Consider the following 23,570-nt stretch of genomic DNA (forward strand, 5'->3'; position numbering starts at 1 on the left):
AGGGCGTGCTCTCCCTAAGTTTTTATCGTTCCGTAGGCGCGCCCCGGCATGAAATGTGATAAAACAAAAATCGTGCGGCGCCGGGATAAAGAAGCGTCACGCCTATAATTCTATCACTGTTTTGCAAACACTATTCTACAGACAGGGTCAACCACAATGATCCCACAGATCACTCAGGCGCCTGGCCTCGTTCAGCCGGTGCTCGACTTTTTGGAAGCGTTAAAGCAACACGGATTCACCGGCGATACCGCCACCCACTATGCAGACCGACTGACCATGGCGACCGACAACAGCATTTATCAACTGTTACCGGATGCCGTGGTTTTTCCTCGTTCGACCGCCGACGTAGCGCTGTTGGCGCGGTTGGCGGGCGAAGCGGCATTCTCATCACTTACGTTCACGCCGCGCGGCGGCGGCACCGGTACCAACGGACAGGCCCTGAATCGGGGCATCGTGGTCGATATGTCGCGCTATATGAATCGGATTCTGGAAATCAATCCCGAGCAGGGGTGGGTACGTGTTGAAGCCGGCGTGATCAAAGACCAGCTTAACCAATATCTCAAACCGTTCGGCTATTTTTTTGCGCCGGAGCTGTCAACCAGCAACCGCGCCACACTGGGCGGGATGATTAACACGGACGCTTCCGGTCAGGGCTCTCTGATGTACGGCAAAACGTCTGACCACGTACTCGGCGTGCGGGCCGTGCTATTGGGTGGCGAAATGCTGGACACGCAGCCCATGCCGGTGACGCTGGCCGAACAACTGGCTGAGGAGCCGTCACCGGTCGGGCGGATATACCGCACGGTACTCAACCGCTGCCGCCAGCAGCGCCACCTCATCGTCGACAAGTTTCCCAAGCTGAATCGATTCCTCACCGGGTACGATTTGCGTCATGTCTTCAGCGACGACCTGCAGACTTTCGATCTGACGCGTATTTTGACCGGGTCGGAAGGATCACTGGCCTTCATCACGGAAGCCAAACTGGATATCACGCCGTTGCCGAAAATTCGGCGGCTAGTGAATATCAAGTACGACTCATTCGATTCCGCGCTGCGCAACGCGCCGTTTTTGGTGGACGCGAAAGCCTTGTCCGTGGAGACGGTGGACTCCAACGTGCTGAATCTGGCGCGAGAGGATATCGTCTGGCATTCGGTCAGCGAACTGATTACCGACGTTTCTGGTCAGGAAATGCTGGGGCTGAATATCGTCGAATTTGCCGGGGATGATGAAGCGCTGATCGATGAGCGTGTCGGGTCATTGTGCCAGCGGCTTGACGCTCTGTTGGCGAAGCGGGAGAAAGGCGTGATCGGGTATCAGCTCTGCCACGACCTCGCGGGTATCGAGCGGATTTATGCCATGCGTAAAAAGGCGGTTGGTTTGCTGGGCAACAGCAAAGGGCAGGCCAAACCCATCCCGTTTGCCGAGGATACCTGTGTTCCTCCCCAGCATCTGGCGGACTACATTGCGGAGTTCCGCGCGCTGCTGGATAGCCATCATTTACGCTACGGCATGTTCGGCCATGTGGATGCCGGGGTACTGCACGTCCGTCCGGCGCTGGATATGTGCGATCCGCAGCAGGAGATGCTGATGAAGCAGCTGTCGGATCAGATTGTGGCGTTAACTGCCAAATACGGCGGTCTACTCTGGGGAGAACATGGCAAGGGTTTTCGCGCCGAGTATAGCCCGGCCTTCTTCGGCCCGGAATTGTATGAGGAGCTGCGGCGCGTCAAAAGCGCCTTTGATCCGCAAAACCGTCTCAATCCCGGAAAAATCTGTACGCCCATCGATGTCGACACGCCGATGATGAAGGTCGATGCGGCGAAACGCGGGACCTACGATCGCCGCATTCCACTGGCGGTTCGCACCTCTTTTCGCGGCGCGATGGAGTGTAACGGCAACGGTTTGTGTTTTAACTTCGATGCACGCAGCCCAATGTGTCCGTCGATGAAGGTGACCGGCAATCGCATCCATTCTCCCAAAGGCCGCGCGTCGCTGGTCCGCGAGTGGCTGCGGCTCTTGACGGAGCAGGGCGTGGATCCGCTGGCGCTGGAAAACAGTCTGTCGGAGCAGCGCATCAGTTTTCGCACCTTGGTGCAGAAGACACGCAATACCTGGCAGGCGCGCAAGGGCGACTATGATTTTTCGCACGAAGTGAAAGAGGCGATGTCGGGCTGTCTGGCCTGTAAGGCCTGCTCGACGCAGTGCCCGATTAAAATCGACGTGCCGAGTTTCCGCTCGCGTTTCCTACAGCTTTACCACACGCGCTACCTGCGACCGGCGCGGGACTATCTGGTCGCGGGAGTGGAGAGCTATGCGCCGCTGATGGCGAGAGCGCCGAAAACCTTTAACTTTTTCCTCAAACAGCCGTGGGTCGGCGAGTTGAGCCGCAAATGTATCGGCATGGTCGATCTGCCGCTGTTATCCTCCCCGTCGTTGCGGCAACAGTTTGCGGGACATCCCGCGATGACGACCACGTTGGAACAACTGGAACAGCTGTCACCACAAGCGCGCGCCGACTATGTGCTGATTGTGCAGGATCCGTTCACCAGCTATTACGACGCGAAAGTCGTGGCGGATTTCGTCAAGCTGGTGGAAAAGCTGCATTTTAAACCGGTGCTGGTGCCGTTCTCGCCGAATGGTAAGGCGCAGCATATCAAAGGATTTCTGACTCGTTTCGCCCGGACCGCGAGTAAAACCGCGGACTTTCTCAACCGCGTGGCGGCTCTCGGGCTACCGATGGTCGGCGTCGATCCGGCGTTGGTGCTGTGTTATCGCGATGAATATCAGGAAGCGCTGGGAGACCGACGCGGCGACTTCAAGGTACAACTGGTGCACGAGTGGCTGGTGAGCGCCTTGCCGGACGGCACGGACAGAGGCGAGGCGGGAGAACCGTGGTATTTGTTTGGTCACTGTACGGAAGCGACCGCGCTGCCAACGAGCACTCAGCAATGGAGCCACATCTTCGCGCGATTCGGCGCTAAATTGGAAAATGTCAGCGTTGGTTGCTGTGGGATGGCCGGAACGTATGGACATGAAGCGCCCAACCTGGATAACTCTAAAAAGATCTATGCGCTGTCCTGGCAGCCTGCTTTGCAAAAATTGCCGCCACAGCGTTGTCTGACAACCGGATATTCCTGTCGCAGTCAGATGAAACGGATAGAAGGGCGGTCCTTCAAACATCCGCTACAGGCATTGCTGGAGCTCGTATGAGATTGTGGAAACGAGAGTGCGAGCTGGAACAGCTTAATCAGCGGGCGGCCCACTGCATGGTGGGTCATCTCGGTATTCGGTTTACCCGCATGACCGACGATACGCTGGAAGGGGTCATGCCGGTGGATGAACGGACGCGGCAACCGTTCGGTCGACTGCATGGCGGGGCGTCCGTCACGCTGGCGGAATCATTGGGATCCGTCGCGGGCTATCTGTGCTCGCAGGACGATCAGCAGGTGGTGGGGGTGGAAATTAACGCCAATCACCTGCGGGGCGTCGGCGAAGGCGAAGTTCGAGGCGTCTGCCGCGCGTTGTATGTTGGTCGACGGCATCAGGTGTGGCAAATCGACATCTACGATACCGACAGTCGCCTGTGTTGCACCTCGCGTCTGACGACGGCGGTCATCACACCCGATGGATAACGCTTAGCGTTCGCCTCAGGGCATAAACGCGACGCGTTGCGCGAAGTCGGCTTGGAATGCCGTGACCTTTTGCCAGCAGCCTTGTTGGCTGAACTGATTGCAGATTAGCTGTAGCGTCTGTCGGCCGAAGTGGTAGCTCTGCAGGCGGCACAGATGGCAGCGTCGCGGATTGTTAATTTCTCGAATGAGCCGATGGTGCATTTTGATTAGCGCCAGCAGATAGCTGTCGTCGTCGCCGTAACGTTGGCTCAGCTCCACCATCCTCATACCGGACAGATAGTAACTGCGCACGTGGGTGATATCGCTATCGGGATTATCCAGATTCACTTCTGCCATATACATGTCCATCGTGGCGTCACGCAATGTCGCACGATAGTCATCGATATGGGATTGCAGCCAGGCATTGAAAGGAAACATGGGGTCAATCCTTTGTTAAATGATAATCGTTATCATATTTTCCCTCAAAGTCACATGCAACGGTTGAGATGTAAATAGCAGCAAAAAGCCTAAAACTGGGGGAAAATATCTGCTGGTTCCTCCTGTTTATAAAATAGGTTCCAGCGATAGATGTTATACTTATGATAATAAAATGTTGAATAATCCACCGGCGCGAACACTTCAGTTCCAATTATTTTTCTTTTATTTCATGCGGTTAGAGTGAGCGGCGACCCGTGAATCGGCCCCGGACGTTTTCGGGGAGGTTAAAAAAACCGGTGTTTCGGGCCGGAGTGCCCTATAGCCCTAGAAATCACGAGGTTGAAGCCCCCTCACTATTATCACTACCATTAGGGCAGATCCGCTGAAAGCGGAAAATTTAGAGAGACGAGGTAATTCCCATGCAATCGCAAAATGTAGAGACATTTTCACTGGATGAAAATGTCTGGCAGGGACTCACGCTGACTGAAAGCGCAGCCGCCCATATTGTTCGACTAATGCAACAGGACCCCGAAGTTCAGGGGCTACGACTGAGTGTGAAGCAGTCTGGGTGTGCGGGCTTTGGTTACGTGTTGGATATGATCAAACAGCCTGATGCTGACGAGCAAGTGTTTCAGCGCGACGGCGCCCGTCTTTACGTTCCTCTCAAGGCGATGCCTTTTATCGACGGCACTGAAGTGGACTATGTCCATGAAGGCTTGAATCAGGTGTTTAAATTCAACAACCCTAAAGCTCAACACGCCTGCGGGTGTGGTGAGAGCTTTGGGCTCTAAGCGGCGACACTATTATGGCGCGTAGTAACGTAGATGTATCCGATGATGTACAGATCTGGCTCGGCGACGGCCGCTACAAAGAGGGCTTCTTCACCGAACTGGCGACGGATGAGCTGGCCAGGGGTATCAATGAACAAGTGGTGCGTGCGATTTCCGCCAAGCGAAACGAACCTGAGTGGATGCTTGAGTTTCGTCTCAACGCCTTCCGAGCGTGGCTGGAAATGGAAGAACCGCACTGGCTGAAGGCGCATTACGACAAGCTTGATTATCAGGACTACAGCTATTATTCCGCGCCATCCTGCGGCCAATGCGACGACACCTGCGGGTCGCAGCCCGGCGCGGTGCAGCAGTCCGGTGAAGACGGCGCCAGCACGTTGCACGAACAGAATTACCTGACGACCGAGGTCGAAAAGGCGTTCGAGCAGCTTGGTGTGCCGGTACGTGAAGGTAAAGAGGTGGCCGTGGATGCGATCTTCGACTCCGTATCCGTCGCCACGACCTATCGTCATGAGCTGGCTAAACATGGCGTGATTTTCTGTTCGTTCAGCGAAGCGATTCAGGAACATCCGGAGCTGGTGCGCAAATATTTGGGCACCGTGGTGCCATCCAACGATAACTTCTTTGCCGCGTTGAACGCCGCTGTGGCTTCCGACGGCACGTTCGTCTACATCCCGAAAGGGGTACGCTGTCCGATGGAGCTGTCGACCTATTTCCGCATCAATGCCGCCAAAACCGGTCAGTTTGAACGTACCATCCTAATCGCGGACGATGACAGCTACGTCAGCTATATCGAAGGGTGTTCAGCCCCGGTGCGTGACAGCTATCAGCTGCATGCCGCCGTCGTGGAAGTGATCATTAATAACCGAGCGGAAGTGAAGTATTCCACGGTCCAGAACTGGTTCGCGGGTAAAGACAGCGAAGGCGGGATTCTGAACTTTGTGACCAAGCGCGCGCTGTGCGCTGGGGAAAGTTCGAAAATGTCCTGGACGCAGTCTGAGACAGGCTCCGCCATCACCTGGAAATATCCCAGCGTGGTGCTGCGCGGAGACAACTCGGTCGGCGAGTTCTTCTCTGTGGCGCTGACCAGCGGCCATCAGCAGGCGGATACCGGCACCAAGATGATCCACATTGGGAAAAACACGCGGTCCACCATTATTTCGAAAGGGATTTCGGCGGGCAGCAGCGAGAACACCTATCGTGGATTGGTAAAAATTATGCCGACCGCGACGAACGCCCGTAACTTCACCCAGTGCGACTCAATGTTGATCGGTAGCGAGTGCGGCGCGCACACATTTCCTTACGTGGAAGTAAAAAACAATACGGCGCAGCTGGAGCACGAAGCAACGACGTCTCGAATCGGTGAAGACCAGCTGTTCTACTGTTTGCAGCGCGGTATCAGCGAAGACGATGCGATTTCAATGATCGTGAACGGGTTCTGCAAGGATGTCTTCTCCGAACTGCCGCTGGAGTTTGCGGTGGAAGCCCAGAAGCTCCTGGCCATAAGCCTTGAGCACAGCGTGGGCTAATAGCTGTGAAAGTGACAATGTCACCTATTGAACACACGCACTCCGGTGCCTATAAGACGAGCGCCTGCGGCAAAGGCGTCTGAAGGATAAAGTATGTTGAATATTGAAAATTTAAGAGTCAGTGTCGAAGAAAAAGAAATTATCAAAGGGCTGAATCTTCAAATCAAACCTGGCGAAGTCCATGCCATCATGGGGCCGAACGGCTCCGGTAAAAGCACGTTGTCCGCCACGTTGGCTGGGCGCGAAGATTACGAAGTGACTTCCGGTTCCGTCACGTTTAAAGGTAAAGATTTGCTCGAACTGTCGCCGGAAGATCGCGCAGGCGAAGGCATTTTCATGGCGTTCCAGTACCCGGTTGAAATCCCGGGCGTCAGCAACCAGTTCTTTTTACAGACCGCGGTCAACGCCGTTCGTCAATATCGCCAGCAGGAGCTGCTAGATCGCTTCGATTTTGAAGACTTTATCGAAGAAAAGATTAAGCTGCTGAACATGCCGGCGGACCTGCTGACCCGCTCGGTCAACGTGGGTTTCTCCGGCGGTGAGAAGAAACGTAACGATATCCTGCAGATGGCTGCGTTGGAACCCGACCTGTGCATCTTGGATGAAACCGACTCCGGTCTGGATATTGATGCGCTGAAAATCGTGTCTAACGGCGTCAACACGCTGCGTAACGAAAAGCGCTCGTTCATCATCGTCACCCACTACCAGCGAATTCTGGACTATATCAAGCCGGACTTCGTTCACGTGCTGTATCAGGGCCGCATTGTAAAATCCGGCGACTTCAGTTTGGTTAAACAGTTGGAGGAGCAGGGCTATGGCTGGCTTACCGACCAACAGTAATACGAAAGCGTCGCAGGCGCTGCAGCAGTGGCAGCGGTTGTTCGACAGCGCCGGAGCGCGTTCTGAAGAAGCGGGCGAACACTGGCAGCAGGTGTTGCAGCTGGGCGTGCCAAACCGCCGTCAGGAGCACTGGAAATACACGCCGCTGGACGGCTTGCTCAGCCATGAATTTACCGAACCCGCCGCGCGGACGGTAAATGCGGTGCAGCGCGATGCGCTGTCACTGCCGCTGGATGCGTGGCGCATGGTGTTCGTCGATGGACGCCTGAGTCCTGAGCTCAGCGACGCCGACTTGGGGCCTTACCAGGTGGAAGTAGCCGCATCCCCCGCGTCGCTGCCGATGGCCGCACCGATTCAGCCGGATGTCTTTTTGCATCTTACCGAGAGTCTGGCCGCCGAGCGCACGCAGATTCGTCTTGCCGCTGGCGTACAGGCCGAAAAGCCGCTGTATCTGCTGCATATCAGCTCCGGGGACGGCGCGGTACTGAACACGGTTCACCATCGTCACGATCTGCAGGTCGGCGCGAACGCCGCCGCCACGGTGGTTGAACACTATGTCAGTCTGGATGAGAGCGCACATTTCAGCGGTGCTCGTCTGACCGTCGACGCGGGTGAAAACTGCGACGTGACGCATTATAAGCTGGCGTTCGAAGCGGCGGCGGGTTACCACTTCGCCCATAATGATGTGCGGATGGCGCGCGCTGCGCGCGTTTCCAGCCACAGTTTCCTGTTGGGGGCGGGGCTGACCCGACATCAGACCAGCGCGCAGATGAACGGCGAAGGGGCCAATCTGACCATCAATAGCCTGATCCTGCCGCGTGGCAGCGAGGTTTGCGATACGCGAACCTATCTGGAACATAATCAGGGCAATGGCGAAAGTCGTCAGTTGCATAAAACGATCGTCCGCGATCGCGCCAAGGCGGTCTTCAATGGCATGATCAAGGTGGCGCCTCATGCGCTGAAAACCGATGGTAAGATGACCAACAACAACCTGCTGTTGGGCCGTCTGGCGGAAGTCGACACCAAGCCGCAGTTGGAAATCTACGCCGACGACGTCAAATGCAGCCATGGCGCGACGGTCGGCCGTATCGATGAAGAGCAGCTGTTTTACCTGCGCGCCCGCGGCATCAGTGGTGAAGACGCGCAACAAATGATCATCTTCGCTTTTGCCGCCGAACTGACGGAAGCGATCTCTGACGACGCCCTGCGCGACGTCGTGATCAAACGCATAGCGGAACGCCTCATCGGCGCCGCGGGAGGTCAGTAATGAGTGATTACCCGATAGAACGCGTCCGGGCAGATTTCCCCGTCCTGAAACAGGAAGTCAACGGTCAGTCGCTGGTCTATCTGGACAGCGCGGCCAGTTCGCAAAAGCCGCAGTCGGTCATCGACCGTGAGCTGGATTTTTATCGCAACGAATATGCCGCGGTTCACCGCGGCATTCACACGTTAAGCGCCCGGGCGACAACGGCGATGGAAGATGTGCGTACATTGACGGCGTCATTCATTAACGCGGAGTCTGCGGAAGAGATCGTATTCGTACGCGGTACCACAGAAGCAATCAACCTGGTCGCCAACAGCTACGGGCGGACCTTCATGCAGCCCGGCGACAACGTGGTGATTACCGGCATGGAGCACCATGCGAACATCGTTCCCTGGCAGATGCTGGCCCAAACGCATGGTATCGAAATTCGCGTTGTACCATTGACGGCCGACGGTGAGTTGGATGTTGCTTTGTTGCCAGAATTGTTGGATGAACGGACTCGCTTAGTCTCTGTTACCCACATTTCGAACGTGCTGGGAACCGTCAACCCGGTGCAGGATATCGTTCGCCTGGCTCATAGCGTCGGCGCGAAGGTGTTGCTGGACGGTGCGCAGGCGATCATGCATGAGCCTGTCGACGTTCAGGCGTTGAACTGTGACTTTTACGCATTCTCCGGCCATAAGATTTATGGTCCTTCGGGGATTGGCGTGTTGTATGCCAAACATGCGTTGTTACAGTCAATGCCGCCGTGGGAAGGCGGGGGCTCGATGATTCGCGAAGTTAGCCTCACCAAAGGAACGACTTACGCCGATGCGCCCTGGCGCTTCGAAGCGGGTTCTCCCAACACCGCTGGGATCATGGGATTAGGTGCTGCCTTGGATTACGTTTCTGCGATAGGACGCGAAGCGATCCACCGTTACGAAACCGACTTGATGCAGTATGCGGTATCCGCGCTCAAGACGGTGCCGACGCTCATCATGTACGGTCCGGAACAGCGTCAAGGCGTGATTGCCTTCAACCTCGGTCAGCACCATGCCTACGACGTGGGGAGTTTCCTCGATCAGTACGGCATCGCCATCCGAACCGGCCACCACTGCGCCATGCCGTTAATGGAACACTACGGGGTTTCCAGCATGTGCCGTGCGTCTTTGGCGGTTTATACCCAGCGTGAAGATATCGACCGGCTGGTCGCCGGGCTACAACGTATTCATGGTTTATTAGGCGGTTAAGTTAACCGCGGAGGATATTATGGCAAGTCTGCCGGAGCCGCAGAAACTGGTACGCAATTTTTCTCGCTGTCATAACTGGGAAGAAAAGTATCTTTACATCATGGAGCTGGGATCCCGTCTGGAGCCGCTAAGCGACGACCTGCGTCAGGAAGACAATCGCGTGAATGGCTGTCAGAGTCAGGTATGGATCGTGGTGACGCGGGATGAGCAGGGTCGAGTCGTGCTGCAGGGCGACAGTGACGCTGCTATCGTCAAAGGACTTATCGCCGTTGTTTTCAGCCTTTATCAGCAGCTGACGCCGCAGGATATCGTCTCGCTGGATGTCCGGCCGTTTTTCCAGGAGCTGGCGTTGACCCAGCATCTCACCCCTTCACGTTCGCAAGGGCTGGAAGCGATGCTGCGCTCGATTCGCAGCCGGGCCGCCGAGCTGGCCTGATCGCTTCTCTTGAACGGCGTTAGCGCCATGCTGACGCCGTTGTTCTTCTCTTTCCCTTCATGCTTTAAGAGTTCGCCCGTGGATCTGCGGGGGATCTGCTCTTATTCTTAATATTAGCTTCGCAACGAACTGAATGTTAAACAATTCAATCGATAATAGTCGATTAAGCGGTCTATAGGGCTGTACGAGAGTTTCTTCCACCACCTTATAGATCACAATATTCAAGCCGTAAGGAAAGGGTACTGATGATGAAACGCGCGTTGACGTTTATAGGGCTGCTTCTGGTGTCGTACATCAGCGGTATGCCAGCAGGCCAAGCTACCGAGTATCCGCTGCCTCCGCCAGATAGCCGCCTAGTCGGTGAAAACACCACCTATGTCGTTCCACACGATGGTCGTTCCCTGGAGGCGATTGCAGCCGACTATAAGATAGGTTTATTGGGGATGCTGGAAGCGAATCCCGGCACCGACCCCTATCTTCCCAAACCTGAAACGACGCTCACCATTCCCACCCAAATCTTGCTGCCGGATACACCACGTGAGGGCATCGTCATCAACCTGGCTGAACTTCGGATGTTCTATTACCCCAAAGGTCAAAATAAGGTGATCGTTTATCCTATTGGTATCGGCCAGCTGGGGCGCAATACGCCGGTGATGACCACTACCATCATCTCTAAACATCCAAACCCGACCTGGACGCCGACGCCGAATATCCGTAAGCACTATAAAGAGCAGGGCATCGACCTGCCTGCCGTCGTGCCTGCGGGGCCGGATAATCCAATGGGACTGTTTGCGATGCGTATGGCGAAGAGCGGTGGGGTCTATCTGATTCACGGCACTAACGCAAATTTCGGTATTGGTATGCGCGTCAGCTCCGGCTGTATCCGCTTGCGGGCGGATGATATTGAAGCGTTGTTCAACGCGGTTGAACCTGGAACCCGGGTACAAGTCGTTAACGAGCCGATTAAAGTAGCCGTGGAACCTGATGGTAAGCGCTATATCGAAGTTCATCAGCCATTGTCCCGCACGGATAAAGATGACCCGCAGACGATGCCTATCGCGCTCAGCAAGAAAGTGAAAGGTTTTATCAACAACGAAGAGACCAATAAGGCGGTTGTCGAAAGCGCCATTGAGCGTCGCTCTGGCATGCCTGTGCTGGTAAATACCGGTGAACCGATCCCGGCTCAGCAAACGGCTAATGATGCAGCCCCAGTGACGAGTATTACTGATTCGACGTCGCATCAGCCGTAACATTGGCGTAGGGGCAATCAATATTAGGGCGTCGCGCTGTCTAAGCCGAAAAGGGAGCCTTTTTAGGCGGCGGCGTTAAGGAGAGTAGGGAGTGGCGAGAATAAGTCAGCGGTAGTCTTTTTACAGATAAAAAAATGGCGCACAATGTGCGCCATTTTTCATTCAACAGATTCGATTACTTTTTGTAAGTGCGAACCTGGTTGTCCAGACGCTGGTTAGCACGAGCTGCGTCGTCTTTAGCAGCCTGTACGTCAGAGCGGATTGCAGTTACATCGTTGGACAGCTGATCAACTTTGCTGTTCAGAGTCTGAACGTCAGAAGACAGTTGATCGATTTTAGCATTGCTAGAACAGCCAGCCAGCAGAGTAGAACCCAGAATTACCGCGCCCAGTACCAGTTTAGTACGATTCATTATTAATACCCTCTAATTGAGTTAATCTCCATGTAGCAATACAAGTATTACACAAACTTTTTTCTAATGAGAATAAATTTTTGATGAGAACATGCTTAATTTGGATTGTTCGCTCAAAGAAGCAGCGCCTTTGACTTAAGAGGAAAAATAAGTAAGGAAAACAGCTTATTTTTATCAGATTGCTCTGAATAGGCATTATCTGATGTGTATTTTCAGCATAACTGACTAGCGGGCTCCCTGCCCGAAATGCAGAAAAAAGTAAAATAAAGTCACCCATAAAAAAAGCGCCCCGAGGGGCGCTTATTACTCATTGGTGACTTTTCGCCGTGGAGTATTACAGGCGGTGTACGGAAGCGGTGTTGGTGGTGCCGCTCGGTACCAGTGCGCCGGAAACCATCACGACAACGTCGCCGGATTTGGCAAAACCGCTTTCCAACGCGGCTTCTTTACCAATACGGTAGAAATCGTCGGTAGAAGCGATTTCTTTCACCAGCTGCGTTTCTACGCCTTTGGTCAGAATCAACTGACGCGCGGTAACTTCATTGGTGGTCAGCGCCAGGATACGTGCATCCGGGAAGTATTTACGGATGGACTTGGCAGATTTACCACCGCTGGTGGCTACTACGATCAGCGGCGCTTCCAGTTTCTCGGCAGTTTCTACCGCGCCGCGGCATACAGCCTCGGTAATGCGCAGGCGACCGGTGTTCGCTGCACGTTCCAGACGCGGTTTCATGACTTTGTCAGTACGTTCACAGATAGTGGCCATGATGCTGACCGCTTCCAGCGGGTATTTACCCTTGGCGCTTTCGCCAGACAGCATAACGGCGTCGGTGCCGTCGATGATGGCGTTGGCGACGTCACCGGCTTCCGCACGGGTCGGACGCGGGTTTTTAATCATGGAATCCAGCATCTGCGTCGCGGTGATAACGACTTTGCGCGCCTGATTACATTTTTCGATCATCATTTTCTGAGCGAAAATAACTTCTTCAACCGGGATTTCCACGCCCAGATCGCCACGAGCAACCATGATGCCGTCGGAAGCTTCCAGGATTTCGTCGAAGTTATTCAGACCTTCCTGGTTTTCGATTTTGGAGATGATCTGAATGTGTTCGCCGCCGTGCTGTTTCAGATGCGCACGGATGTCTTCAACGTCGGAACGTTTACGGATAAAGGATGCGGCAACGAAATCAACACCCTGCTCGCAACCGAAGACCAGGTCGCGTTTGTCTTTTTCTGCCAGAGCCGGCAGCTGGATGGAAACGCCCGGTAGGTTAACGCCTTTGTTTTCGCCCAGGTCACCGTTGTTCAGTACGTTACAAACCACTTCGTTACCGTTGATGGCAGTGACTTCCATACCAATCAGACCGTCATCTACTAGCACCGTGTTGCCGACGCTCAGATCTTCTGGGAACCCTGCATAGGTGACCGCTACGCGATCTTTGTTACCGATGACGCTCTGATCGGTGGTGAAGGTGAAGGTCTGTCCGGCAGACAGAGAAACGTCGGCGCCGTTTTCCAGCTTCATGGTACGGATTTCCGGACCTTTGGTATCCAGCAGGATGGCGGCTTTCTGGCCGGTTTTCTGCATGATGGCGCGCAGATTGGTGATGCGTTGACCGTGTTCGGCGTAGTCACCGTGAGAAAAGTTCAGGCGCATAACGTTCATGCCTGCGTCCAACAGCTTGGCCAGCATTTCCTCGGACTCAGTTTTAGGGCCGATAGTACAAACGATTTTGGTCTTTTTCATAACGGTTAATTTCTACAAGTTGTGATGGATAAAAATGGGAACCGGCGGTTAAGGGTGCTAACCCCCGATAGGGATTTGCTGAAAAAAGAGACAGAACATGTTGAGTGCAGAGAGTGACAGCAACCGAAATTTTGAAGGCACTCAGGGTCAGATATCATCCTAAAAGAGTGGATGAAACGAGGTAATACCGTTTTAAAACTTGTTATTAATCTTGGCACGGTAGTTTGCTGAAACCATTCAATAAGACAACGCCCGTATTATAGTTGCTGAGTGATGAGAAACAAGCGGTGAGGCAGTATGATAACCTACATTTTAGTGCGTTTACGCAAAAAAATAAGTGATTTTTCACTTTTGCGCACTGGTGTTGCGCAATCTCTCTGCAATCATATTTTCTAGCAGATATAAATCATGCAATGCGATGATTCTGCGCCATATTTCGCTATCTCTGTGGGTATTGAAGCAAATAATGTGTAAATTTTAATCTTTGAGTCGATCTCCGTCACGTTTCTTGGTGATGCATATTGAGAGAGTCTGAGGGGAGGTTGATGATGAGGACCAGGGTTGTTACTGCTGACGGCAGGCAAGACCAGATGTTCGCTCGTAGAAGAGTGGGTGTCTGGTCTTTTTGTTTCCAGGGTACGTAAAAAATGAAAATAGCCAAAATACTCAATAATAATGTCGTAACCGTCTTGGATGAGCGCCATAACGAACAGGTCGTTATGGGGCGAGGGCTAGGTTTCAAAAAACAGATTGGCGATCGCCTCGATAAGGCGCTGGTAGAGAAAGTATTTGAACTGCGCAGCAGCGAACTCACTTCGCGGCTGAGCGAGATTTTGCAGGGAATACCGCTTGAGGTGTTCACCACCGCGGACAAAATTATCGCGCTAGCAAGGGAACAACTCCCGGGGAAGCTGCAAAACAGCATTTATGTATCGCTGACCGACCACTGTCACTTCGCCATTGAGCGTCATCGACAGGGCGTGGATATTCGCAATGTGCTGCTATGGGAAATCAAACGGTTATATCAAAAAGAGTTTTCGGTAGGGCTGGAGGCGCTGGAGATCATCCATCGCCGCCTTGGCGTTCGTCTGCCGGAAGACGAAGCCGGGTTTATCGCGCTGCATCTGGTCAACGCGCAGCTGGACAGCCAGATGCCGGAGGTGATTCAGATCACCAAGGTGATGCAGGAGATACTCAATATCGTCAAATACCACCTGGATGTGGACTACAATGAGCAGGCGCTCAGTTATCACCGGTTTGTCACTCACCTCAAATTTTTTGCGCAGCGGCTGGTTGGGCATGATCCGGTCTCCAGCGATGACGAGTCGCTGCATGATGTCGTGAAAGAGAAGTATGCTCAGTCCTATGCCTGCGCGGAAAAGATCCAGACACACATCCATCGGCAGTATAATTATGTTTTGACGAAGGAGGAGCTGATGTTCCTGACTATTCATATTGAAAGAGTGCGTGCGGATATCTCCGGACAAGAGCCCGAGGAGTAAAAAACAAAGGAGTGTCGTGCATCACAAATTCATTGTCAGCTAATTAAAGTCGCTTGCCTGGGTGATCAAAACCCCGCAAGCTGACCCGCAAGATTTGGATTGTTACTGCATTTGCCTTTGGGCTATGCAGGCGAAACCTGAATCGCTTCCTAAGTGGTCATGAGACCGCCGGGGAAGTGATTCAGGTTTTTTTTCGTCTTGAAAACAGCCTCGCCAGTCATGTCGGATTTATTCTGTCTGTGTGACCCGCATTAAGGAATGTCCTATGGAATATAAGATGTTAGCCAGTGAGATCGTTGAGGGTGTTGGTGGCCGGGACAATATCAGCAGCGTCCTGCATTGCGCCACTCGCCTGCGTTTTAAACTCAAGGATAGTGCCAAAGCTGATGCCGCTACGCTGAAAAACAACCCCGGCGTGATTATGGTGGTGGAAAGCGGCGGTCAGTTTCAGGTCGTCATCGGCAATCATGTCAGCGACGTTTATCGCGACGTTGCGGCCGCGGCGGGAATGGACAACGGCGAAAGCGCCGCCTCGCAGGAAGAGAACAGATCAGACAGTTTGTTTTCCCGTTTCATTGACCTTATCGCGGGTATTTTCACGCCATTTATCGGTGTGATGGCAGCATCAGGCATACTCAAAGGCCTGCTGGCGTTATGTCAGGCGCTGGGGTGGCTGGAATCAAGTCATGGCACGTATCAAATTTTGTTCGCGGCCAGCGATGCGCTGTTTTATTTCTTCCCGGTGATTCTGGGCTACACCGCGGGTAAAAAGTTCGGCGGCAATCCGTACACGACGATGGTTATTGGGGGAACGCTGGTGCATCCCTTGATGATCACTGCATTTAACGCCATGCAGTCAGTCGATTATCAGCCGATGACATTTCTGGGCATCCCCATCACGTTTTTAAATTACAGCTCGTCGGTCATCCCGATTATTTTCGCCTGCTGGGTATCGTCCAAACTGGAAAAAAAATGCAACGCGCTGCTGCATGCCAATGTCCGTAATTTTCTGACGCCGCTGCTGTGCCTCTGCATTACGGTGCCGCTGACTTTTCTGGTGATCGGCCCTTGCGCAACCTGGCTCAGCGAGCTGCTGGCCAGCGGCTATCAGTGGCTTTATAGCCTCAATTCGGTCGTTGCAGGCGCGGTGATGGGGGCGATTTGGCAGATCTGTGTGATTTTCGGCCTGCACTGGGGGCTGGTGCCGCTGATGTTGAACAATCTCAGCGTGTTGGGACACGATACGCTGCTGCCGCTGTTGACGCCGGCCGTGCTGGCGCAGGCGGGGGCAACGCTAGGCGTGCTGCTGCGTACCCGGGATGCCAGACTCAAAGGTATTGCCGGTTCTGCTTTTTCGGCGTCGATCTTCGGGATCACCGAACCGGCCGTGTACGGCGTTACGCTCCCGCTGCGTCGTCCGTTCATCTTCGGCTGCATCGGCGGCGCCATCGGCGCGGGCATTATGGGCTATTTCCACTCCGCCATTTACTCCTTTGGCTTGCCCAGTATCTTCACTTTCACTCTGATTATTCCCCCCGAAGGCTTCAACAGCAGCGTGTGGGCGGCCATTGTCGGCACGGCGTTGGCCTTCCTCTTTGCCGCTGTAGCCAGCTGGTTGTTTGGTATCCCGGCCGCAGCGTTGTCACCCAAAGAAGATGCACCGACAGTTGCGACAGTCGACCCTGCGCCGGGCGTCCGCACGGAAACGCTGGCCAGCCCTTTGACGGGGCAGGTAATCCCGTTGGAAAAAGTTAACGACAGCACCTTCGCCAGTGGGCTGCTGGGGAAAGGCATCGCGATTGTGCCTGAAGAAGGCAAGCTATATGCGCCGGTAGACGGCACGGTAGCATCGCTATTCAAAACGCATCACGCCATCGGCCTGACCGCAGATAACGGGGCGGAAGTGCTGATCCACGTTGGTGTGGATACGGTGAAACTGGACGGTCTACATTTCACGCCGCATGTCGCTATCGGCGACATCGTCAAGCAGGGCGATCTGTTGCTGACATTCGACGCCGAGGCGATCGCGGCTGCCGGATATGACCTGACGACCCCCGTCATTATTTCCAACAGCGACAGCTATCTGGATGTGCTGCCGTTAGCCCGCGGCGCAGTCGTTGCACGCGCGCCGCTGCTGTCGTTGGTGCATTAACTCACACTCGTGTACAGGAGAAACTTAATGAACGCTCGTTTTCCGAAAGACTTTTTATGGGGCGGCGCAATTGCCGCCAATCAGGTGGAAGGCGCCTATCAGGACGATGGCAAAGGACTCTCAACGTCGGATCTGCAGCCTCGCGGGATCTTCGGCGATATTGTTGAGCGACAACCCGGCGACAGCAGCATCAAGGATGTCGCCATCGACTTCTATCACCGTTATCCGCAGGACATCGCGCTGTTCGCTGAAATGGGGTTTCGTTGCCTGCGCGTGTCCATCGCCTGGACGCGTATTTTCCCGCAGGGCGACGAGCTGACGCCCAATGAAGCCGGACTGGCCTACTACGACAAGCTGTTCGATGAACTGGCGAGGCATGATATTCAGCCGCTGGTCACGCTCTCGCATTATGAAATGCCCTATGGACTGGTGAAGCGTGTCGGGGGTGGGCAGTCGTGCAACGATCGACTGTTTCGAGCGCTACGCCCGCACCGTCTTCGAACGCTACCGTAACAAGGTCAAGCTGTGGTTGACCTTCAACGAAATCAACGTCTCGCTACATGCGCCGTTTACCGGCGTCGGTCTGCCGCCGGACAGCGACAAAGCCGCTATCTACCAGGCTATCCATCATCAACTGGTCGCCAGCGCCAAGGCGGTTAAAGCCTGCCATGAAATCATTCCCGATGCGCGGATTGGCAACATGTTGTTGGGCGCGATGCTCTACCCGCTGACCTGCAAACCGGACGACGTCATGGAAAGCCTGCGCCAAAACCGCGAATGGCTGTTCTTCGGCGATGTTCAGGCTCGCGGGGCCTATCCCGCCTATATGAAACGCTTTTTCAAAGAGCAGGGAATTGCGCTGCACATCGAAGAGGACGACATCCAGGCGCTGAAGGAAACGGTCGATTTCATTTCATTCAGCTACTACATGACGGGCTGCGTCACTCAGGACGATGAAGAAATCCAGAAAGCGCGCGGCAACATCCTGAACATGATCCCCAACCCGCATCTGAAAAGCTCCGAATGGGGCTGGCAGATAGACCCGGAAGGTTTGCGCTACTTGCTTAACGTTCTGTACGACCGCTATCAGAAACCGCTGTTTATCGTGGAAAACGGGCTGGGAGCGAAAGATCAACTGGAGGCCGACGGCACCATCAACGACGACTACCGCATTCAGTACCTCAACGATCATCTGGTGCAGGTGGGCGAGGCGATCGCCGACGGCGTCGACGTACTGGGATATACCAGTTGGGGACCCATCGATCTGGTGAGCGCCTCCAAGGCGGAAATGTCCAAACGCTATGGCTTCATTTATGTGGACCGGGACGATCAGGGGACGGGCACGCTGGAGCGTAAGCGCAAGAAGAGCTTCTACTGGTATCAATCGGTCATTCGTAGCAACGGTGACGCGCTGAAGTGACCGACGGGCGGGCATGGCGTCCGTCATGCCTTAAGCTCTGACTACGGGCTATGCGGCCGCGGCGGCAGGCCCGTCCAAGAAGGTGGCTGATAACCATGAATAGAAGAGAGTTGTTGATCCACGCGGCCGTCGCCGCGGCCTGCGCCCATATCGCGCCGTCACGCGGGGCGGATAAGACGCCAGGTGCGGCGAAGACGGGCGGCGACCGGCCGACGGCGCTGACCCGACAGCAGCATTGGGTCGCGATGGCGGAAGTGCTGAAACCGTCGCTGTCCGAAGTGTCTTATTCCGCGTTGAACGTCGTCGCGCCTCGGGAAGCGCCCGAGCACCTGTTGGGCGTGGCGATGACGCAGCAGTATGACGTGGGCGAATTAGCAAACAAGCGTTTCAAGACCGGCGACAGTTTTATCGTGGATTTTGGCGAGCACTATACCGGCTATCTTACGTTTTCATTGGGATGGCAGGGCATTTCCTGTGACGCGCCGGTGCGTTTGCGATTGATTTTCGGAGAGGTCGTCACGGATGTGACGCAACCGCTTTACCCCTACAACGGCTGGATCAGCGCTTCCTGGTTACCGGATGAAATTCTGAATGTCGATTTTCTGCCGCAGCAGGTCAGGATTGAGCGCCGCCACGCGTTCCGCTTCGTCAACATCGAGATCGTCTCCACGTCGACGAATTTCAGCGTCACGTTCAGCCAACTACAGGTGAGGGCGGTCTCTTCCGCCGGTCAGGATCGGCTGGCGCCGGCGCGCTATGACAGCGACCTGCTGCGGAATATCGATCACGTCAGCATTCGGACATTGCACGAATGTATGCAGACCGTCTTCGAGGACGGACCAAAGCGCGATCGGCGGTTATGGGTCGGCGATCTGCGTCTGCAGGCGATGGTCAACTATGTGAGCTTCAACAACACCGCCCTGGTTCGCCGCTGCCTGTATTTGTTCGCCGGGCTACAGCGGGACGATGGTTATATCACGGCCTGCGTCTATGAACAGCCGGAGCCGCGTAGGGGCGAAGTCGTGCTGATCGACTATGCCGCTTTGTTCGGCAGCATCGTGCGCGACTATCTGCGGGCGAGCCGTGACACCGCGACGGCCCAAGAGCTGTGGCCGGTGGCGAAACAACAGTTGGCGTTGGCGCTGAAGAATGTCAACGCGCAAGGGCTGTTTGTCTCCCCGGAAAAGGATTATGTCTTTATCGACTGGAATCCGGGATCGGATCAACGCGCGGCGTTAAACGGTCTCGATAAACAGGCGGCGATCCAGGGGCTACTGATCTACAGCTGTCAGGAGGGCATCGAACTGGCGAAATCGCTGGGAAGAGATGCCGAGGTCGCGCATCTGGAGGAGACCGTTTCGCGGATGAAGCAGGCGGCACGCGGGCTGTTTGATGAAAAGCAGGGCGTGTTTGTCAGCGGCGAGCAGCGACAAATCTCCTGGGCATCTCAGGCATGGATGGCGCTGGCCGACGTGCTGCCTGAATCGCAGATGGCGCAAGCCTTGACCCGCGTTATGTCGCTACCCCAGGCCATTCGGCCGCTGACGCCTTACCTATACCACCACATGGTCGATGCGCTCATTCATTGTGGGCTGAGCCAAGAAGCGCGAACGCTGGTGGAGGCGTATTGGGGCGCAATGATCAACATCGGGACCAATACCTTCTGGGAAGCGTTTGATCCTAAAAAACCGATGTCGTCTCCCTATGGCAGCAAACAAATCGACAGTTACTGCCATGCCTGGAGCTGTACCCCCAGTTACTTTATCCGCCGCGGTTTCGTGCGCGGATGAGCAGATTTAAAAAGCGTTCAAGGTGAGCGGCGGAGTATCGCCGCTTCGAATAAAAACGTTGAGCAACGCACGTTGACCGGGAATAGCGGACAGGCGAGTTTGCGCCCACCGCGAATCAACATTGGAACCACCATAATGATAAAAATTAACTCTGTATCCGTAAAAGTCATCACGCTGGCTCTGCTCTACGCCGGTGTGCCTTATCACGCGCTGGCCGCGAAATTAACCGTGGAGGAACGTCTCGAACTGCTTGAAAAGGAATTAAACGCCACCCGAAAAGAGTTGCAGGAATATAAAATCGCCGCCAGTCAGGCCCAACAAGATACGGCGCCGAAGCAGCGCGACGTCAACGTGACGGTCGCGAACAAGAACGCCCAGAACACGGCGAAGGCGACACCTGCGTCGTCCTCCACTGCGGCCAACGCCAGCACCAGTAACGCTACCGTTTCATCAACGTCGATGACGCTCGGCGACATTAGCCATTACGTGAAAAACGACATCGGCTTTACCTACTCGGGGTATTTTCGATCTGGTTGGGCCACCTCATCGCGCGGCGTACCCAAGTCTTATGCGGTAGGGTCTCTGGGCCGTTTCGGCAACGAGCACAGCGGTTGGTTCGATTTGATCCTGAACCAACGCGTCTACGATCAGGACGGCAAAACGGCGCATGCCGTCGTATGGCTCGATGGCAATGTGGGGCAGTCATACAGCAACGGCGTCTTTGATTCCAACAGCGACAACTTGCTCCAATTTTCCGACATGTACCTCACCACCACGGGCTTTATTCCGTTTCTACCTGAGGCGACGTTCTGGGTCGGGAAACACTACCTGAAAAACTACGAAATCCAGATGCTGGACTGGAAAGCGCATAAGGCGGATTCGGCTGGCGCCGTGGGGTTGGAGAATATTGATGTGGGCGTTGGGAAACTGGATATGGCGTTATTGCGCCAAGATCTGGATCTCTACAATAAGGCCTACACCTCCACCACGCAGGTGAATACCAATGCGATTGACCTTCGCTACCGGGAAATTCCGCTCTGGGATAAGGCGACGCTGGAAATTGATGGCAAATACAACACCGCGAATGAAAGCGACAGCCAGCATTCGAGCAATTATTTCGAATTGAAAGACGCGTGGTTGGCAACCGGCGTGCTTCGGCAGACACTCGACAACGGCGGATTTAATGAATTCGCCCTTCAGTACGCCAGTAACTCGATCGCCAGTGGCTTCATGCGGATATCCGACGCCAATCCGGATTATGGCGACGGCAGATATTATTATGGCGAACATACCGGGGGGACCGCCTTCCGGCTGATCTCGCAGGGGGAAACCTACCTGCATCCCGACGTGATCATGGCCAACGCGCTGGTCTATGGCCGCGGCAACGATCTGTATAGCTATGAGACCGGCGCGCATACCGATTTCGAAACGTTCCGTGCAGTCGTCCGTCCCGCGTATATCTGGGATCAATACAACCAGACCGGCGTCGAGCTGGCCTATTTTAGCCAAACCAACAAAGCCGGCGGGGTCAACTATCGTGAGTCGGGATACAAAACCACGCTGTTCCACACCCTTAAAGTCAGCACTAGCATGCTGACCTCTCGTCCGGAGATTCGTTTTTACGCCAGCTATCTGAAATCGCTGGAAAACGGCATTTCTCAGTTCAGTTTCGAAGACGACAAAGACGACCAGTTCAGCCTGGGCGTGCAGGCTGAAGTCTGGTGGTAATGCGGCGTAGAGATGTTTGGGCTTTTGCGCATACGAGGAGCTTTTAATGATTAACTGTAGAAACAAGAATCGTGGATGGACGCTGATGAACCGGGGGATTGCTCTGGTTTTCCTGGCCCTGTGGAGCGCATCGTCTCTGGCGGCCATGCTGCCGTTTGAGGTCGGAGATCATAAACACATCAGAGTCATGATCAGCAGCGATGCTAAAAACGAGGCGGACGACGATTTTGCCGTGGCGCATGCGTTGATGACGCCCACGCTGAAGGTGACCGGTCTGATTGCCGCGCATTATGCACGTACGGCGCCGATGATGAAACGAGAGGGGGCCAACAGCATGATGGAGAGCTATCGTGAATTGCAGCGGTTAACACAGGTGATGGGAAAAACGGCGGTGCCGGTTTATCGCGGAGCGACCGGTCCGCTTGAGGGAAACCCCGCCCTGAGCGAAGGCGCGCAGCAGCTGATCAACGAGGCCAAGAGGGATGATCCACAGCCGCTGTTTGTGTTGGTGCTCGGCGCATTAACCGATGTTGCCGCTGCGCTACAGGCGGATCCGACGATTGCCAAAAACATGACCGTGATTTGGATCGGCGGCATGCCTTATCCAACAGGCGGCTGGGAATACAATCTGTTTAACGATCCGCAGGCGGCGAATGTGGTGCTCCAGTCCAGTGTTCCGCTATGGCAGGTGCCGCATAACGTTTATATGTCGGTGAGGGTGTCTTTGGCGGAGCTGGCGGCGCGCGTCAAACCGCAAGGCAAGGTCGGCGAGTATCTGTGGCAGCAGCTGATCGACTTTAATCGGGAAATCTCGATGGCCTTAAAGGACGTGCCTTGGCCGAAAAGCGAAGTGTGGGTATTGGGTGATAATCCGTCGGTCGCGCTGTTGCTGGATGACCACGAATACCAATATACGCTACGTGAGGCACCGCGGATTAATGATGACCTAAGCTATGGTCAGCAGAAGAGCCCCCGACAGATCCGGGTTTACCATGCGGTGGACACTCGTTTCACGCTGGAGGATTTCTATGCCAAGCTCGCGTTGCTGTATGGAGGGGAGGGGACACACGCACATTAAGACGGGTTAAACGGGTTAACTCGTGGGGATTGATCTCCCTGACTGGAACACCATCAGCAAAGACGCGCAAGCCGTCATAAAAATGTGGCGGCTTTCGTTTAGGTACGTGTTGGGCTGGAGAGAACCTTTCGTGGTGCAATGTGGCCCTGGCTGGAGGGCAAACCATCACACAGACGGCGCGTAAGCGTGCTTCAAACTTTGGCGGCAGCGCTCTTTATCGGCGTGGTTACGCAGGAACTTGCGGCGTGTCGCTCATTGACGAACGGCAACATCAGTAGATCCATCTAGAAAGCGAGCAAAGCAGGGAAACAAACAGACAGGACCAGCAATACTCAGAAAGTCACGAGCAGAAAATG

General features: G+C 54.7%; 17 protein-coding genes and 1 pseudogene. 15 read left to right on the forward strand and 3 right to left on the reverse strand.

Annotation, left to right across the window (positions count from 1 at the left end):
- The first annotated feature begins 156 nt into the window (after nucleotides 1-156).
- Both ydiJ and AU511_RS05340 read left to right on the forward strand, forming a co-directional pair.
- The gene (ydiJ, locus tag AU511_RS05335) at nucleotides 157-3,210 is read left to right on the forward strand and encodes a D-2-hydroxyglutarate dehydrogenase YdiJ (RefSeq protein WP_094109021.1); all 3,054 of its coding nucleotides are present in this window, start codon (nucleotides 157-159) and stop codon (nucleotides 3,208-3,210) included.
- Complete coding sequence (locus AU511_RS05340) at nucleotides 3,207-3,632, forward strand: hotdog fold thioesterase (RefSeq protein ID WP_094099797.1); 426 nt, start codon at nucleotides 3,207-3,209, stop codon at nucleotides 3,630-3,632. Before ydiJ ends, AU511_RS05340 begins: the two co-directional genes overlap by 4 nt.
- A 15-nt stretch (nucleotides 3,633-3,647) precedes the next feature.
- On the opposite strand, the gene AU511_RS05345 is transcribed toward AU511_RS05340, so the two are convergent.
- On the reverse strand, nucleotides 3,648-4,049 hold the full coding sequence (locus AU511_RS05345) for a hypothetical protein (protein ID WP_094099798.1): 402 nt from the start codon (nucleotides 4,047-4,049) through the stop codon (nucleotides 3,648-3,650).
- A gap of 419 nt (nucleotides 4,050-4,468) precedes the next feature.
- On the opposite strand from AU511_RS05345, the gene sufA reads away from it, so the two are divergent.
- From sufA to AU511_RS05380, 7 genes are all read left to right on the forward strand, one after another.
- Nucleotides 4,469-4,840 carry a Fe-S cluster assembly scaffold SufA gene (gene sufA / locus AU511_RS05350; protein WP_026740327.1) on the forward strand — a complete coding sequence of 124 codons (372 nt, stop codon included), beginning with the start codon at nucleotides 4,469-4,471 and terminating at the stop codon, nucleotides 4,838-4,840.
- 14 nt (nucleotides 4,841-4,854) lie between these two features.
- Entirely contained in the window at nucleotides 4,855-6,366 is a 1,512-nt protein-coding gene (gene sufB, locus AU511_RS05355) for a Fe-S cluster assembly protein SufB (RefSeq protein ID WP_094099799.1), read from the forward strand.
- Between the two features lie 93 nt (nucleotides 6,367-6,459).
- A complete protein-coding gene (sufC, locus tag AU511_RS05360) occupies nucleotides 6,460-7,206 on the forward strand; it encodes a Fe-S cluster assembly ATPase SufC (protein WP_094109022.1) in 747 nt (248 codons plus the stop codon).
- Nucleotides 7,181-8,473 carry a Fe-S cluster assembly protein SufD gene (gene sufD / locus AU511_RS05365; protein ID WP_094099801.1) on the forward strand — a complete coding sequence of 431 codons (1,293 nt, stop codon included), beginning with the start codon at nucleotides 7,181-7,183 and terminating at the stop codon, nucleotides 8,471-8,473. Before sufC ends, sufD begins: the two co-directional genes overlap by 26 nt.
- Entirely contained in the window at nucleotides 8,473-9,699 is a 1,227-nt protein-coding gene (gene sufS / locus AU511_RS05370) for a cysteine desulfurase SufS (RefSeq protein ID WP_094109023.1), read from the forward strand. The genes sufD and sufS overlap by 1 nt, the downstream gene beginning before the upstream one ends.
- A 19-nt stretch (nucleotides 9,700-9,718) precedes the next feature.
- Entirely contained in the window at nucleotides 9,719-10,135 is a 417-nt protein-coding gene (gene sufE / locus AU511_RS05375; protein ID WP_094099803.1) for a cysteine desulfuration protein SufE, read from the forward strand.
- Between the two features lie 248 nt (nucleotides 10,136-10,383).
- On the forward strand, nucleotides 10,384-11,385 hold the full coding sequence (locus AU511_RS05380) for a L,D-transpeptidase family protein (protein ID WP_094109040.1): 1,002 nt from the start codon (nucleotides 10,384-10,386) through the stop codon (nucleotides 11,383-11,385).
- A gap of 175 nt (nucleotides 11,386-11,560) precedes the next feature.
- Here AU511_RS05380 and AU511_RS05385 read toward each other — a convergent pair whose 3' ends face one another.
- Both AU511_RS05385 and pykF read right to left on the reverse strand, forming a co-directional pair.
- Nucleotides 11,561-11,797 (reverse strand): major outer membrane lipoprotein, encoded by a 237-nt coding sequence (locus tag AU511_RS05385; RefSeq protein WP_026740320.1) that lies wholly within the window; start codon nucleotides 11,795-11,797, stop codon nucleotides 11,561-11,563.
- Between the two features lie 334 nt (nucleotides 11,798-12,131).
- On the reverse strand, nucleotides 12,132-13,544 hold the full coding sequence (gene pykF, locus AU511_RS05390; RefSeq protein WP_094099804.1) for a pyruvate kinase PykF: 1,413 nt from the start codon (nucleotides 13,542-13,544) through the stop codon (nucleotides 12,132-12,134).
- A 647-nt stretch (nucleotides 13,545-14,191) separates the two neighbouring features.
- On the opposite strand from pykF, the gene licT reads away from it, so the two are divergent.
- The 6 genes and pseudogenes from licT to AU511_RS05420 all read left to right on the forward strand — a co-directional run bounded on the left by licT (nucleotide 14,192) and on the right by AU511_RS05420 (nucleotide 23,214).
- A complete protein-coding gene (gene licT, locus AU511_RS05395; protein WP_094109024.1) occupies nucleotides 14,192-15,046 on the forward strand; it encodes a BglG family transcription antiterminator LicT in 855 nt (284 codons plus the stop codon).
- A gap of 265 nt (nucleotides 15,047-15,311) precedes the next feature.
- Nucleotides 15,312-17,198, forward strand: a complete 1,887-nt coding sequence (bglF, locus tag AU511_RS05400) for a PTS beta-glucoside transporter subunit IIABC (protein ID WP_094109025.1) — start codon at nucleotides 15,312-15,314, stop codon at nucleotides 17,196-17,198.
- A 27-nt stretch (nucleotides 17,199-17,225) separates the two neighbouring features.
- Nucleotides 17,226-18,618 (forward strand): annotated as a pseudogene (locus AU511_RS05405) (glycoside hydrolase family 1 protein).
- Between the two features lie 95 nt (nucleotides 18,619-18,713).
- The gene (locus AU511_RS05410) at nucleotides 18,714-20,408 is read left to right on the forward strand and encodes an alpha-L-rhamnosidase-related protein (protein WP_205756424.1); all 1,695 of its coding nucleotides are present in this window, start codon (nucleotides 18,714-18,716) and stop codon (nucleotides 20,406-20,408) included.
- A 135-nt stretch (nucleotides 20,409-20,543) separates the two neighbouring features.
- Nucleotides 20,544-22,136, forward strand: coding sequence for a carbohydrate porin (locus AU511_RS05415; protein ID WP_094109026.1), 1,593 nt, complete (start codon nucleotides 20,544-20,546; stop codon nucleotides 22,134-22,136).
- Nucleotides 22,137-22,182: 46 nt separating this feature from the next.
- Nucleotides 22,183-23,214, forward strand: a complete 1,032-nt coding sequence (locus AU511_RS05420) for a nucleoside hydrolase (RefSeq protein WP_094109027.1) — start codon at nucleotides 22,183-22,185, stop codon at nucleotides 23,212-23,214.
- The last annotated feature ends 356 nt before the right edge of the window (nucleotides 23,215-23,570 follow it).

It is taken from the genome of Lonsdalea iberica (assembly GCF_002111585.1).
GTDB classification, from domain to species: Bacteria; Pseudomonadota; Gammaproteobacteria; order Enterobacterales; family Enterobacteriaceae; genus Lonsdalea; species Lonsdalea iberica.

Bases quoted from the DNA above. Each gene is read 5' to 3' on its own strand.
- ydiJ (WP_094109021.1), top strand. From the start codon at position 157: ATGATCCCACAGATCACTCAGGCGCCTGGCCTCGTTCAGCCGGTGCTC.
- AU511_RS05340 (WP_094099797.1), top strand. From the start codon at position 3,207: ATGAGATTGTGGAAACGAGAGTGCGAGCTGGAACAGCTTAATCAGCGG.
- AU511_RS05345 (WP_094099798.1), bottom strand. From the start codon at position 4,049: ATGTTTCCTTTCAATGCCTGGCTGCAATCCCATATCGATGACTATCGT.
- sufA (WP_026740327.1), top strand. From the start codon at position 4,469: ATGCAATCGCAAAATGTAGAGACATTTTCACTGGATGAAAATGTCTGG.
- sufB (WP_094099799.1), top strand. From the start codon at position 4,855: ATGGCGCGTAGTAACGTAGATGTATCCGATGATGTACAGATCTGGCTC.
- sufC (WP_094109022.1), top strand. From the start codon at position 6,460: ATGTTGAATATTGAAAATTTAAGAGTCAGTGTCGAAGAAAAAGAAATT.
- sufD (WP_094099801.1), top strand. From the start codon at position 7,181: ATGGCTGGCTTACCGACCAACAGTAATACGAAAGCGTCGCAGGCGCTG.
- sufS (WP_094109023.1), top strand. From the start codon at position 8,473: ATGAGTGATTACCCGATAGAACGCGTCCGGGCAGATTTCCCCGTCCTG.
- sufE (WP_094099803.1), top strand. From the start codon at position 9,719: ATGGCAAGTCTGCCGGAGCCGCAGAAACTGGTACGCAATTTTTCTCGC.
- AU511_RS05380 (WP_094109040.1), top strand. From the start codon at position 10,384: ATGAAACGCGCGTTGACGTTTATAGGGCTGCTTCTGGTGTCGTACATC.
- AU511_RS05385 (WP_026740320.1), bottom strand. From the start codon at position 11,797: ATGAATCGTACTAAACTGGTACTGGGCGCGGTAATTCTGGGTTCTACT.
- pykF (WP_094099804.1), bottom strand. From the start codon at position 13,544: ATGAAAAAGACCAAAATCGTTTGTACTATCGGCCCTAAAACTGAGTCC.
- licT (WP_094109024.1), top strand. From the start codon at position 14,192: ATGAAAATAGCCAAAATACTCAATAATAATGTCGTAACCGTCTTGGAT.
- bglF (WP_094109025.1), top strand. From the start codon at position 15,312: ATGGAATATAAGATGTTAGCCAGTGAGATCGTTGAGGGTGTTGGTGGC.
- AU511_RS05410 (WP_205756424.1), top strand. From the start codon at position 18,714: ATGAATAGAAGAGAGTTGTTGATCCACGCGGCCGTCGCCGCGGCCTGC.
- AU511_RS05415 (WP_094109026.1), top strand. From the start codon at position 20,544: ATGATAAAAATTAACTCTGTATCCGTAAAAGTCATCACGCTGGCTCTG.
- AU511_RS05420 (WP_094109027.1), top strand. From the start codon at position 22,183: ATGATTAACTGTAGAAACAAGAATCGTGGATGGACGCTGATGAACCGG.